At 40.9% G+C, this 15,197-nt stretch carries 10 protein-coding genes; 3 read left to right on the forward strand and 7 right to left on the reverse strand.

What is annotated here, in order from left to right; genetic code table 11:
• Positions 1–308: 308 nt before the first annotated feature.
• On the reverse strand, positions 309–2,507 hold the full coding sequence (locus PTI45_RS06360; protein ID WP_069326705.1) for a glycoside hydrolase family 52 protein: 2,199 nt from the start codon (positions 2,505–2,507) through the stop codon (positions 309–311).
• Positions 2,508–2,667: 160 nt separating this feature from the next.
• Between PTI45_RS06360 and PTI45_RS06365 the strand changes: the two genes are divergently transcribed.
• The 3 genes from PTI45_RS06365 to PTI45_RS06375 all read left to right on the forward strand — a co-directional run bounded on the left by PTI45_RS06365 (position 2,668) and on the right by PTI45_RS06375 (position 5,879).
• Complete coding sequence (locus tag PTI45_RS06365) at positions 2,668–3,597, forward strand: helix-turn-helix domain-containing protein (protein ID WP_069326706.1); 930 nt, start codon at positions 2,668–2,670, stop codon at positions 3,595–3,597.
• A gap of 114 nt (positions 3,598–3,711) precedes the next feature.
• Complete coding sequence (gene uxuA, locus PTI45_RS06370) at positions 3,712–4,776, forward strand: mannonate dehydratase (RefSeq protein ID WP_069326867.1); 1,065 nt, start codon at positions 3,712–3,714, stop codon at positions 4,774–4,776.
• A 200-nt stretch (positions 4,777–4,976) separates the two neighbouring features.
• Positions 4,977–5,879, forward strand: coding sequence for an SDR family oxidoreductase (locus PTI45_RS06375; protein WP_069326868.1), 903 nt, complete (start codon positions 4,977–4,979; stop codon positions 5,877–5,879).
• Between the two features lie 151 nt (positions 5,880–6,030).
• Here PTI45_RS06375 and PTI45_RS06380 read toward each other — a convergent pair whose 3' ends face one another.
• The 6 genes from PTI45_RS06380 to PTI45_RS06405 form a co-directional block, all read right to left on the reverse strand.
• Positions 6,031–7,341, reverse strand: a complete 1,311-nt coding sequence (locus PTI45_RS06380) for an MFS transporter (RefSeq protein ID WP_069326707.1) — start codon at positions 7,339–7,341, stop codon at positions 6,031–6,033.
• Positions 7,342–7,667: 326 nt separating this feature from the next.
• A complete protein-coding gene (locus PTI45_RS06385) occupies positions 7,668–8,897 on the reverse strand; it encodes an RtcB family protein (RefSeq protein WP_069326708.1) in 1,230 nt (409 codons plus the stop codon).
• 69 nt (positions 8,898–8,966) lie between these two features.
• Positions 8,967–11,606, reverse strand: a complete 2,640-nt coding sequence (locus PTI45_RS06390; protein WP_245703439.1) for a polynucleotide kinase-phosphatase — start codon at positions 11,604–11,606, stop codon at positions 8,967–8,969.
• Positions 11,603–13,063, reverse strand: coding sequence for a 3' terminal RNA ribose 2'-O-methyltransferase Hen1 (locus PTI45_RS06395; RefSeq protein WP_069326709.1), 1,461 nt, complete (start codon positions 13,061–13,063; stop codon positions 11,603–11,605). The genes PTI45_RS06390 and PTI45_RS06395 overlap by 4 nt, the downstream gene beginning before the upstream one ends.
• A 467-nt stretch (positions 13,064–13,530) precedes the next feature.
• Positions 13,531–13,755 carry a hypothetical protein gene (locus PTI45_RS06400; RefSeq protein ID WP_069326710.1) on the reverse strand — a complete coding sequence of 75 codons (225 nt, stop codon included), beginning with the start codon at positions 13,753–13,755 and terminating at the stop codon, positions 13,531–13,533.
• 98 nt (positions 13,756–13,853) lie between these two features.
• Positions 13,854–15,074, reverse strand: coding sequence for an acyl-CoA dehydrogenase family protein (locus PTI45_RS06405; protein ID WP_245703440.1), 1,221 nt, complete (start codon positions 15,072–15,074; stop codon positions 13,854–13,856).
• Between the last annotated feature and the right edge of the window lie 123 nt (positions 15,075–15,197).

A 15,197-nucleotide genomic window follows, 5' to 3' on the forward strand; every position in this document is an offset into this window, starting at 1 on the left:
ACAAAGGCGATCGCTTCACTCTTTCAGAACAACAGGATGCCCTTCGCTACTACAAGGGTGGTTATGGGGCAGGAAAGATGAACACCTTAGAGATAAACCATTTGAAAGATTAAATCTTTTAGGCTGGTTAAACCCGTTAAGTCTGTTAAATTCATTAAACCTGTTAAACTGGTTAAACCCATTAAATCTGTTAAACCTGACGATTTTGTGTATGGAAAAGGATTAAATCTTGTCTCTGTTGGTGGTACGCAGAGGGGTAAGATTTAATCCTTTTTGTATGGATAATGAAATTTGTGAGTCTTTAATTTCTATAGATGAACTGATGCTATGGGGTGGGCTAAGGCTTCAGGCGTACGCAGTTTACCATCGCCTTTTTCCCATAACCAGAGAATTGACGTGACACCGCGTGGATAATATTTGCTACCGCTAGCAATGCCCGATATAATCTGGTCACTCCAGCACCAGTAAGAATATTCAGGGTGAGTCAGCCATTCGACATGAGCAGCATCGGCTGTTTGCCCTTGTTCATCCCAAGTTAGTCCCATAATTTCCCGTGCGATAAATTGAGATAGATAGATTTTGCTTAACCACGAGTTGTTACTTGTGGATGATAATTTCCAAGCTCCATTTTCAAATAAACAGATTCCTTTAACCAGTACTGTATTCAAATGTGTATGCAGAGCATTCAAGTAATCAGCGAATCGTCCATCACGTTCCAGTGCTTCAGAACAACCGGTAAAGTATGGAAATACCAAGCCCTCGATCGCAGGAATAATCTGCGAATCATTGCCTTCGCCAATAACGGCCGGAATATATCCTTGATCGTTCAACTGTGCAGTTACTGTAGCTGCGCAGCGATCTGCTTGTGCTCCTGCTTGTTCTGCGTATCCGGTCTGTCCTTCTTGGGAAAATAATTTCTCTAGTGCCAAATAGACTGCCCAGCATTTACCTGCTAGATAAATATTGTTACGAGATTGACCCAGAGACACATCCAGACTATCGTAGGTGGTAATCTCAGCCCCACCTTCTGTACGATGACTATCCAGTCCCATCAGACCGTTACGCTGTTCTGCTTCAGGATGATCACGATTGAGCATACTTTGTAGTCCGTCTTGCAATATATTCATATATTTGTCTTTAAATTCATGGTCTTGTGTCTGCTCCATATAGGTTAAAGCACAGCAGAACCAGTTTACCAATTCTTCATGACTCATATATGAAAAGCAATCATCAATTCCTGCTAGCTCATAAGCCGAATATTGTGGACGGGAAAAATGATTGGCGATGCCCACATCATGTGTAAATGATAACCCACCTGGATATCTAGTCTGATCTTTAGGAAAACGAACTTCATCATAATAACTATACCGATTTACAAACAGTTCCAGTTCATTACGCACTGTCCATGGATTCATAATCAATTCGTAATACAATTGATCTGCTGTAAGATCGAGTGTATTCATCATTCGATATTCTCCTTCATTCACGATCCAAAGCGGTTGCTGATCCTCAGTCTGCAACAACTGCGTACTGCCGTAATAACTATGAATCGACTGTGCCACCATAAAATGCTGATCTTGATTCAATGCTTGATGATTACCAATCCAAGTATTCGCATCTTCACATGCTTGAGTTAAGGCATCCCAATGAGCTAACGCATATGTACCGACTTCTTCGATACGTTTGAAATAACGAGTGTAATAGTAAGACGTATCTATCCCTGTGGTGACAATGCCTTCTTTATAAAAGCAGATCGCAAAACGGAATGTACGTGTTTGTCCTGCGGGAACATCCATCAGTAACGCACCTACAATACCCAAGCCAAAATACAAATTGTTTGCATACTTTTCTTGCAATATTTTTTCGAGAGCAAATCCAAGTGCAGGTGTAACATCAGGGTCATCACATAAGATGGCTGTCTGTCTGCCTTGTCCAACGCCTGCGTAAGCATTGGATTGCATTTGCTCTACTGATTCATCTGCTTCTTTGATAATCCGCATCGAACGATAAGGATCGCTACCTTCATAACCGAAAAAGGCACGTCTACTCACTTCACCTGCTGTATTATCAATCGTCATTTCGGCAAATACAGCAGGCACAATCGCTGATTTGAGTTCTTCTTCATTAGCCTGTGCAGGATCAGGAACAGGGCGAACAGAAGAATAGATTTTGAATGTCAGATCACCTGCTGTCCATGTATCTGTAGCTACATCTAATGTACGCTCAATCTCACCATCCTGATAATAGACTATTTCTGTAGAGGTCTGGTCGGTCGGTTTCTCCTTTTCTACATCGTAACGAGAGCTTTCATCATTCAATGAAGTAAAAAAAGGAAGCGCTTCATACCGCTTGCCATCTCTCGATTGTAAGCCGATATAGATATTCTCATCTGCTGGTTTGCCCAGTTCTAACCCGAGTCCTCCTTTAGCACCTTTGAATCCTAAGGTAAAGCTAGCAAATGCGCCAATCGGAGAATGTTGTACATTATAAAATGAATTTTTTTTCATTTCTTGTAACCCCTTTCATTTTGATAGGTATCCGTGTATGCTATCAGTAATTACCTTAATAGTTCAGATTTATCCTATCAAAGTATATTCTGTAAGACCATTTCCAAATCGCTCATCTATTTACCCAAATCAAGCATTATAGTGAGATTGGAGGTTGTCCATGTCTACTTCCTTTATTCCACCCGAATGGGGACAAAGTCTAGCTGAGACCATTTTTCCAGATGTGCAGACAACAATGAATTTGTTCGGTATTCATTTGCGTACAGTCAGTACAGATTGGCAATATCCGATTCACGATCATCCACAGTATGAGATTAATTATGTATTACAAGGGCAACAACTCATGACGGTTGGCTCGCAAAGTTATGTGCAGCAAGAAGGCGATCTGATGATCCTTTCACCCGGTACTTCTCATTCCAGTCGCACCATTGATGGACAGTCTTTTACGTATTTTTGTATCCATTTTGATATTGATGATCGGTTGTTTTTATCATTATTGGAACGGTTGAATCAAGTGATTTTTAGACAATCCAGTGCAGTGGCTCAAGCGTTACGCCCTCATTTGCTCAAAATTGCCCAGCCGATTGATCATACCGATGAACATATTATTACCCGTCGAATGCGTCTGCAAGCTGCGGTATTTGAATTGTTTGGCGTGCTCTGGGAAGCGATATCCAATGAAGCTGCTGGTCTAGCGCCTGCAAGTTATGCCCATGTCGAAATGGCACATCAGATTGCTGCTCGATTGCAAGGCATCGCCAATCGCAATATTGTGCAACTGGAAGCCACTTCTGATTCCCATTATGGGATTGACGATATTGCAGCTGAACTAGGGATCAGCCCTTCTCATTGCAATCGAATTTTCCATCAAGTATTTGCGATTTCTCCGCGCAGTTACTTATCTAATTTAGTCCTTCACAAATCCAAATTATTATTGTCCGATCAACGCATGTCGATACAAGATATTGCTTCGATTCTAGGTTATCGTGATATTGCTCATTTTAGCAGGCAATTTAAGCGCTGGTCTGGCATATCGCCCAGTCATTATCGCAAAAATCAAATGGTGATGCCTTCCGAATGTAAAGCCTAATATCGAACTTGCTCTCCTACTGGCGGGCAAGTTCATTGTTGTGTAATGAATATTCTTCCTTTATTGTTATAGTTATACTTATTTATGATTTGGGATGATGGAGGTGTTATGGTTGTGAAAATGGTATTCCGATGGTTTGGAGAACATAATGATACGGTCACATTAGAACAGATTCGACAGATTCCCGGAGTTGAAGGGATCGTCTGGGCACTGCATGATGTACCTGTCGGCGAAGTATGGTCGCAAGAGCGAATCCATGAGATCCAAGCTACTGCTGATCGTTACGGTCTACATACGCACGTTGTTGAGAGCGTCAACATTCATGAAGATATTAAGCTAGGCTTACCTTCTCGTGATCAGTATATTGCCAATTATAAGCAGACGATTATCCATCTAGCAGAAATTGGTGTTCAGGTGATTTGTTATAATTTCATGCCTATTTTCGATTGGTTACGTACCGATCTGCACCGCCCTGCGTCAGACGGCTCTACTTCTCTTTTTTATGAAAAAAGCAAAATCGAGCATATTGATCCGTTGGAATTAGTAGCTCAGATCAATGCCAATTCTGCATTAACAATGCCCGGCTGGGAGCCTGAACGGTTAGCTCATTTAACTGAATTATTCAAAGCTTATGAAGGATTCACTGAAGATCATTTATGGAGCAATTTGCAGTACTTTTTAGATGAAATTATTCCGGTTGCTGAAGCAAATGGTATCCAAATGGCGATCCATCCCGATGATCCACCATGGTCGATTTTTGGTCTACCTCGTATTATTCGTAGCCAAGATAATATCAGACGCTTTTTGAATATGTATAACAGTCCAGCACATGGGATCACTTTGTGCAGTGGCTCATTAGGAGCGAATCCAGACAACGATATTGTCGCTATGGTACATGAATTTGCGGATCGGATTCCTTTTACCCATTTGCGTAATGTAAAAGTCGAAGAAAATGGCGATTTCGCTGAAACGTCTCATCGTACACAAGATGGAACTGTCAATCTAACAGGCATTGTACAAGCGTATCACGAAGAAGGATTCACTGGATATTGTCGACCGGATCATGGCAGACATATCTGGAATGAAGAATGTCGCCCGGGTTACGGGTTGTATGACCGTGCTTTGGGTATTATGTATCTATGGGGATTATGGGATTCATTTCAATATAAACGTACTTGAATATCCTCACACTCCAAAAAGCACTATTGTGAAAGGAAGGGATAACTTTGAGCCAATCTTTTACAGGAAAAGATGATCATCAACATCAGCATACAACCGAATTAGAAGCAGATCCATTATTAGCAGCAGATGTCCCTCCTACCGCACCCAAAGCCCCTTCAACAGGGAATGCACTGGTAGACAAAACATTACGTGAAGTGATCCGTTCTGCTGAAAAAACAGCAGGTGAACCACCTACAGAAACCGAAGAAAATGCACTTCCACTTCACTCTCATCTACGAGGTAAAGTCGTTGTAATTACAGGTGGAGCAGGTGTATTGTGCCGCTCGATGGCTTATGAATTGGGACGACAAGGTTGTAAAATCGCTATTTTAAATCGTACATTAGCCAAAGGTGAAATGGTGGCTGCCGAGATTCGTGATGCAGGTGGTGAAGCGATTGCTGTAGGCTGTGATGTGACCAAAGAAGATAGCGTGATTCTAGCCGAAGCTACGGTGATGGCTGAATTTGGTGCTTGCGATATTCTGATTAATGGTGCTGGTGGTAATCATCCCGATGCCAATACAACAGAAGAAGCTTTTCGTGAAGAACATCTGAATGATGTCTCCAAGCAGACTTTTTATGATATTGGACTCAATGGGTTCCGTGATGTATTCGACCTGAATATGATTGGTACATTGATTCCTACACAAATTTTTTCACGGAATATGATCCACCGTGAAGGTGCCACAGTCATCAATATTTCATCCATGAGTGCCTATTCTCCAATGACCAAAGTACCTGCTTATAGTGCTGCCAAAGCGGCAATCAATAACTTTACACAATGGTTAGCTGTTCATTTTGCCGATGCAGGCATTCGAATTAATGCGATCGCACCTGGATTTTTCTTAACCGATCAGAATGCCAAAATGCTCAAACACGAAGATGGTTCGTACAATGAACGTTCTGAGAAAATTATCGCTCATACCCCGATGCGTCGATTCGGCGAACCCAATGATCTACTAGGAACACTGTTATGGCTTGCTGATTCGCAGGCTTCTGGATTTGTGACCGGAATAACAGTTCCTGTAGATGGTGGATTTATGGCGTATTCGGGCGTTTAGTATTTAACCCTACTATCTACTGCATCCTATATATGTTCATCATATACAAGCACTCAAAAAGCCTGTTCTTTATCCCTGTATAACCATGGGAAAAGAACAGGCTTTGATCATGTGCGTTAACATTTCACGAATCAGCACTTTGTATCATCTACTATTTTGAAGCCGCCAACTTTTTATCTTGTACATAACCTTCATAATCTTCTCGGAAAATAGCCCGACTGACAAAGCCCATAACAATAGCAGCAAGGGTTAACAAGCCTGCGAGTAAATACATATTGCTCATCCCAAATGTATCGGCAAACCAGCTTAACAATAACATCGCTATCGCAAAAGTCAGATTACTAAGTACACTCCATGCAGACATCACATTCGGCGTTTCGGTAGGAGTTAGATTCTGCTGAATCAGTGTTCGGCGAATCACGCCTGCAATCTGTACAGGTAAGCCGGATAATCCAATCAAGATCAAGGCTATCCACGGCACTACATTGTATGCAAAAAATAAGGTGATAATCACATACGCGAGCAAGCTAATTAACATGACTGGAAAAGCATTTTTTTGTAGTTTTTTCACACGGGCGACTACAAATATTCCACCTGCAATCGAACCTACAAAAAAGGAAGCATTCATAAATCCCCACCAGCGTGCATCTTGATGTAACACCTGTACCACAAAAGCCAGTACAAATGCACCGATCCAAGCTGCTCCGCCCAGTGTATCTATATTATCAATAATCGCTAACATTCGAATACGCCGATTGCGTCCCAGTACTTTCCAACCTTCCGATAATTGCTCCCAACGTGAAGCTGACTGTTGTGCTGGCGATTCAGAGACCACTTCTGTGGCAAGCGTATCCTCATCTGTAATAGCAACCACAGCAGGTTCTTTACGTGGAGAAGCATAAGGATCTCGGATAAAAGCAGTAAAGATCATCGCTAACAAATAACAAACGGCTGCAATCCACATCGTCGGAATAGCACCAATAATCGCCACGATAAGACCACTCAAAGCCCAACCTGCACATTTGATAATCTGATCGCTAATCGACATGAATCCATTTGCTTTCATTAATCCTTCATCATAAGCTAATCGTGGAATCAAAGCATTGCGTGCTGGATCTGTCCAACCATCTAGAAAAGACATACCAAACACAATAAGAAAAATAATCACATAAGCAGGAGTAACTGTACTATTTAAATAAAAAATTAAACTTGCAAATAATACGAACTGCCCGAATTGCGATCCTATTAATATAGAAGTCAGACGATATTTCGATAATACCAATGGAGCAATCAACCCACTAACAATTTTGGATAACATGCGAAATAAAGGAATCAGTATAGTGGTCACAAGCGAACCTGTAGCGGTAAAAACCAGTGTAATCAGACTCAGTAAATAAACAATATCTGCGATATTAGAGACCGTCTGTGTCCCCCATAACATATAAAATGATTTTCTTATCAACAACTTCGCTTCCTTTCATATCATATTGTATGTATATTCAATTTTCATTATAAATAATGTATAAAATAAATTTAACTAATTGTAAAAATGTCCATTATTTAGTATATGATTTTCTTTTTTAATTTGTCAATTTTAAGTATCACAACCATGTGTTATATTATGCTACATTCATAAACGACTTACAAGAACATATTAGACTATTTTACACTTATTTTCTATATAAAAATAACGTAATTAAGTAATATAAAGAAATAAAAAAGACTTTTACTGCTCTGATGGCAGTAAAAGTCCTTTTTGGTATATCTTAATGATGGTTAAGCTAGGAATCAATCTTTATACGGATCAAATTCATTCGCACCTGCCATACAGACACCAATCGGTCGAAGTACATGCAGAATATCTAATGTCTCATGATGAGCATCCAGTACAGTTTGCAATTGACGGTAAGCAAACGGACTTTCATCTGTATCAGCTCCACGCAATTCGACGCCAAAATCATCGACAGCGGCTTTCATCTGTTCACGGCTAATTTGTCCACCTGAACGTGTACGTGTTTTCCAATTCATTTTCCCTGCGGCTTGTGTACGACTCATGACTCGCCCCGCTCCATGAACTGTACTATAGAAGGAATCTTTATTTTCAAGACTATCTTTACCACGCACAATCACCGAGATATCCGCCATACTTCCACCGATAAATCCTAATTGACCTGGCGCTGAAGGCGTAGCACCTTTACGAATCACAATCGTTTCTTGATCGTTATGCACTTCTTTCCATGCGAAATTATGATGATTATGCACTTCAAAATCAGCTTCTGCACCCAACACATTCAGTACTTCTTGAATCACATAATCACGACCTGCATACGCATAACGCCCGGCAAGCTTCATCGCGCGGTAATACATATCTCCTAATTCATCATTCATATTCAGCAGTACAGGTGGTTGATCCATATGTTCACCTGGTGCTTTGGCTAAAAATTCTCGTCCTGCCGCTAAATTAAGAAATCCACTAGCCGTTTTGTGACCGAATCCACGACTTCCAAAATGATTCCCGATCCATAATTTTCCCGTTACCGGTTCAACAAATAGATCGATATAATGATTACCACTGCCTACCGTACCTAATTGATTACGAGCTAATTCTTTTAATAGATTATGGGTTTTAAGATCACCTGCTGTTTTGTACACATCCCAATTGGGATCATCGAACAGTTCATGATCGACTTTGTTCTTATTATTACGTCCGACTCCGAAAGAAATCGTGTTTGCGATGTGATCCATAATGTTGCTAATATTCGGTAAGACATCTGCCGCCATGAGATTGGTACGGACAGCTTTATTGCCACAGGCGATATCATAACCTACACCCGATGGAGAGATTTGTCCATCATAAGCAACGACTCCACCAATCGGTTGACTGTATCCTTTATGATGATCCGCCATTAATAATGCTTGAACAACTTGACCCGTTTGCGCACAAGTTACTGCCTGACTCAGTGCACCTGCATCGGGTTCACCCCACACTCGTACACCCTCTATCACTTGAAAAGCCATTGTATTCACTCTCCTTAACTACTTCATTTGAGATAATTTCAATCTATAATTTATGCCTACAAAAATCATCTATAATCGTGGATCAACCGCATCCGATTCTAACGATAATGCAGCTAATACACATTCATGGATCTGCTCCAGACGATCACGCCTTACAAAACGTTCTACCGATTCTATACTTAGCGCAAATTCCATCAAAGCATGACGTTCTTTTTTACGCGTTTTACGTTGTTTGAGACGACTTAAGTTATTCGGGTGCAAATAATCGATGCCATAGATCATATGCAGATATTTCTGTCCTCGCACTTTGATCGCTGGTTGAATTAACTGTTTGCGATGATGCATTATCATCTTCTCTGGCTTGATCACAATACCTTCATGTCCGTCTTCTGTTAATTCTTGCCACCATTGTATAACGTCTTGTTCACTATTCTCATCGGTGATCATTTTATACTCTGTCGCCATAAACCAGTTACTATATTGAGCTAATTCTTCAGCATGCTTCATGTGCCACTCATGTGTCTGATCCATAAAAGCTCCTGTACTATGTGCCAAAATATGAAAAGGAGCGATCCGTATCCCTTCCATGCCGTCGGTATCCCAACAATACTGCTGGAATGTTTCTCGGAAAATAGTGGCATTTTGCTGTTTGACCGTCCATTCAGAAATCCAGTCACTCACTGTAGCACCAGTACTTTGAGCTTTGCGTAATTGATTGACGATATAATCTCGATCCATTGTAGCCGCTTCAGAGACATGTCCATATTGAGAAGCAATCAACTCACGAGCTTTCAGATTCCATGGCACAATCTCTGTATCCATAAGAACGAAATCGGTCTGATACTTTTCAAAATAACCGGCTTCTTGTAGTTGCTGTTGTAAAGTTAATAACACTTCACGCTCTAGCTCAGTCTGGAAGAATGATCTGCCTGTCCGTGTATAAATCGTTCCATGAAGAGGTCTGCCTATATAAGGAATAGCCGCTTGTTCATCACGGAATAGTAATACAATCGCACGACTGCCCATATGCTTTTTCTCAGCGATCATCGTACTCACTTCTTGCGCACGATAATAAGCGATCGCTTCGGCTGGATGTTCCAGATAATTCTCTGCGACTGCCGCCAATGGAGGTGGTGTCATCGTTGGTGGAATATAGATTAATTCTTCTAACGGAATCGTATAATGTGAAATCGTATCTAAAGCTGTTTTGACAAATTCACTGCGTACTTTCACTTCTCCATAAACCTTAGTCTGAACCGTATATCCGTCAATTAGACGTGATAACGAAGGCGGAGCAAATCGTCCTTCTTCCCAGCGAACTAGCGGGCTGTTCGGATCTTGTGCATAATCAGCATACGCTTTGACACTCATAAAAGTCTGCTCAGGATAACGATATCCTGTTAGCATGCCACCAAATACAGCACCTTGATCAATATTGATCGTCTGATTGACGGTTGTAGGCTGTGGACGAGGATCATGTCCCCATACAATCCATTCCCCTGATGTATGATCTGCAAACCAGTCTTTACGAATCGGTTTGCCAGCTTCATCTGTTCCATCAATATCACCATAACGGCAATAATCATCAATACGTTTGGAATCTTTACCGATGAAATCATCTCGAATCCCGGCATGAGCAACGACTAATCGTTGGACTCCATGTTGTGTAAAGACTAGATGCGAAGGTGTGGATAACAACATGTCTTTCAATTGTTCTTTTAATATCTTTGTATCTTCTATACCATGAATCGTTTCATATTGTTGGAATGCTTCAATAATCTGCTCATCCCCATGACTCATTGTTACCTGTCTACCTTCCAAATAACGAGCGATTTTCCAACCATGATTACTATCGACCATCCATGCTAACTTCGCGGTCAAATGATTGTACCAAAATATCATTGTCTCCAGCGACTTCGGTCCACGGCTCATAATATCGCCAACAGATACTAACTTGCGTCCTTCCGGATGACGATATAATCCTGCTGAATCGGCAATATATCCTAAGCGCTCGATCAATTCGATCATTTCATCATAACAACCATGAATATCGCCTATGATATCAATCCCTGTTGTCAGTTCGATCAGCATATGGTTAGCAGACCGTTTCCATTGTAAATCTGCATATTTATGCTCTTTGATAATATATACAGAGCTGAATCCTTCACTTCGCAATCCTTTGATACTTTTTCGGAATTGATGAGCTTGTTGCTTGACCCGTTGTCGTCCTCGTGGATGTTCACGATGTTGATCCCGTTCCATCAATGTCTGTTCAGAAATATCCAGTGCAATCAGTATCACAGGCACATGATATCGCTTGCCCAGCGTAATATAGACTGCTCGATCTTCAGGTTGCAAATGTGTAGCATCAACAATCGTTAATTTATTTAAGCGACAGCGCGCGATTAGTAGATCTTGCATGACTTTAAAAGCTTGATCGGAAATGCGTTTATACTGCTGATACATCACTTCTCCTTCTTCACGAGAAGGTCGCCGCCAATCAATATAATCTGTATCGCCAACCATTTGCCTAAATTGATCAGAGGACAGACTTTCATGCTCTCGAATATATTGTTGTTGCTTGAGTTGCTCAATTAATGTACTTTTTCCACTGTTGGATGCACCCATTAAGAGCACAATCCCAGCATGAGGAATCGTAATGATGCTGGAAGATGAATCACTACGTTCTTCTGTCATTTGCCTGTTCATAGGTGCTGTCCTCCTATTCTATGAAATACAACCATTTGGGTAGGTTGTCCATACTGTTCATGTTTTTCCCCAATACCTGAAAGGGTAAATGTATACGGTCTATCTTGAATCCACTGTGTGCAATATTGCTCCAATTCTGCTCGTGTCCATTCAAATCGGTGATCGGTATGACGAATCTCATCGTTGCCCATCTGATAGACTTCATTATATTCCCGATTCGGTGTCGTCATGATTAGGGTCTGTGGACGGTAATCTGTGAATAACGTGTGGATGACTTGTGGCAATCGGACTTCATTGATATGCTCGATCACTTCACATAAAATGATCACATCTTGATCTACCCAACGTTCATCACGGTAAAATAAAGACCCTGTAGTCATCACCGGAATAACATAATCAGTACGTCCTTCTAATTTGGCAAATCGGTCAATCGCTCGTAATTGAGACTGCATCGAAGGCTCTACCGCCCAGATCTGCTCTACCCCTTCGATCTCTCCAAGACGAACAGACAACTTCCCTTCACCTGCGCCAAAATCAACAATTTGCTTATGCTGTGGTAATTGGCTAACTTGTTCGACGATTGCCCGATAACGTAATTCATTCAACCGGATCACAGGAGGTTCTGTCTGATTTGGATCATATTGTTTGCCCTGATCTTCAGATAGTTCTGACTTCATTTCACTTGCTTCTGCTTGATTTGTGGATAATTCTGTTGATACATTAGTTATATCTTCATTTTTCGCTACTTTTTGTTCATATTCTTTAATTAACGGAGCAAATCGTAGACTGCGTTTGATAATGAGATCATGCTGTGGATGTGTGGATAACCAGCCTTCGCCGTAACGTTGCAATCGCTCAATCTCATCGTCGCTAATATAATAATGTTTATAATTATCAAGAACTGGAATCAAAATATATAATTGGCGTAGCATGTGTTGTAATGTCTGTTGCCCGCTAATCTGGATATGACGTACAGTACTTCTATTTTTGAGATCAAATGAATAATCGATCTCACCACGCTCCATCTGCACTTCATAACCAAGCGGTTGAAATAACGATTCAATCACATGATCAGGCAAATCGGAAGCGACTGGACCCAGACTCATGTGTAAAGTAAAAAGATGTTCAACCCAATCTATATAATCCGCTTTGGGCTTACCGTTAAGTGCTGTACCTAATGCTGGACGTATATAACTACAAAATAAGCTACTCACTACCAATTCACGATCGTTAATATATTGAGTAATATCATAATGATCGGGGCTTCCTTTGACCAAATCAATCGGATCAGGGGTCACAAACAACAACACTTCGGTTTCTTCCGGCTGGAAAGACGTATACACCAGTCGTATTCTTGCACCTTTTTCGGTACGGTCATAAAGATTGTTTGGATTTTTGGCTAATAAATGCGAGATCATACTTGCATGTGTTCCAGTAGCTTTGATTGTTAAATACATATGTATTCCCTCCTTCAAATTCAGCTTTGTGGTTGTCTGGCTACGATTTCTACATAAAAAAAGACCGCAGACTTATTCGTCTACGGTCTCGACAGTGCTATTTACACTGGAATCATTATACGGTAAGACACAACTTGATCGATCTGCCATGTATGAGCTGGCAAAAGGTACAAGCGGTAATCTATAAGCATATGTATTCAGCAAGAAAACAAATCTTGCGAGGTCCGATCAGAATGATAAGTCGTTATAATACGTATCCAATAATGCTGACTCTGATAACGTGGTTCGTCTGTATATAGATCCAATAGCGTCAAATTGGGATTATAACTCATCTTCTCGCGACCTCCTTTTCATGTATGGGTATTACCTTATTTTTGTGGTGTATAGAATACATTCAGGTCTTCCTGCCTGAATTGTGACCATCATATAACGTTTTTCCAGACAATGTCAACATGATCTTTATTACGTTATCCTACAGCGTAAATAATAAAAACCAAAATATAAAACACAACAGCTACGCCAAAACTTCGAATCGCCCACTGAATTCTTTTCCTTTTGCGCTCCATATATGCTTGTATTTCAGCATCATCATTACGCCTTCTAACACCAATTTCTCCAAATCCTCGACTGCTCAATATAACAGACAATACCATAAACAATGTGCCAATCCATGCCAGTGTGTTAATTAACAAAATATCTCGTCCTTTTCGCAATTACGCTTTATTTGGTATACATTATTTCAATTCCCTGTTTAACATACGTAGATACTATTCACTTGGTAACCATTTTTTTAAAGTTGTGTTCGAATCGCTCGTTGTGCCAGTTGAGTGATCGTTACATCATCCATCGGCGGGTTATGCAGTCCAAAACGTACATCGCGATATAATCGTTGCAATGGATGACTCATCGCTAGACTATGAGCGCCGACAATACGCATTGCTTGATCGGTTACAGAGATAGCGGCTTGAATCGCTACTGTTTTGACTGCTGCAAGATCAGGGCTAATCCAATTCTGGTAATCCGAAAATGATTCTTTTCCAGTTGATGCCGAATGCTCTTGTTCTCTATCCCAACGATTCGCTACAGCATACATAAAGTGACGTGCTGTGGTGAGCTCAAGCTCTAACTGCCCTAATTTCTGCTGGATATGAGGTAAATGAATAATCGGCTCATTGACACTATTCGGTTGATACGTCGATGCAAAATCAAGCGCATGTTGTCGTGCTGCTATCGCTATTCCTAGATAACTGGCTGGAATATTCATCATATATGCACTTAATTCCCATTTACGCGGTTGATTGGGATTCACATTCGGACGTATACCCACACAAGCTTTAGCAGGTAATATAACGTTTTCTAATACTAGATTGTGACTAGCCGTTCCTCGCATCCCTACCATATCCCAGACAGGATCTATCGATACACCTTCTACAGTACGTGGAATCAGAAAATCAGCTACATTACCATCCGGTTCAAGCGTGGCTGAGATCAGAAAATAATCAAGCATCGGTGACATCGTCGTAAACGATTTTCTGCCATTCAATACATAACTTTCTCCTGAACGATTCGCTTGGGTCTGGGGCTTACCTCCACGTGAAGGACTGCCTGTTGCCGCTTCCGAATCCGCTCGATTGATTAAAGCACCACGCTCAACCACATCACGGCATAGATCAGCAAAAACCTCTTCATCCCAAGCCCGACTTTGTGATAGATTAAACATCGAAATATGATGCCAACCTATCGCAATCGCTGTCGGTGCATCCACTTGTGCGATCCGTTCCTGACAGAGCAAAAAGTCAGTCAGTGAAATGCTTTTCCCACCATACTCTGTAGGAACAGAAAATGTATGATAGCCTGCATCTTTGAGCGCTTGAATCAATTCTGTATTTAACTGATTATGTTCATCCGCTTCTACTGCTCCATCTGCATACTGATCTGCTATATCTCCGATCCATTGAACCAATTCCTGTTGCTCCGCAGTCACAGCAAAATAATTCTGTATATTCATCATCCTATGCACCCCGTTTATTAGATTCAAATAACTATTTAACTTCTATAGTCAATTTTACTTTTGCAGTTTGTCTGTGCTTTATAAATGGTATTTGTTAAACTATAACTATTATTCATTTACATA

Origin of the sequence: Paenibacillus nuruki (assembly GCF_001721045.1) — a bacterium.
Taxonomy (GTDB): Bacteria; Bacillota; Bacilli; order Paenibacillales; family Paenibacillaceae; genus Saccharibacillus; species Saccharibacillus nuruki.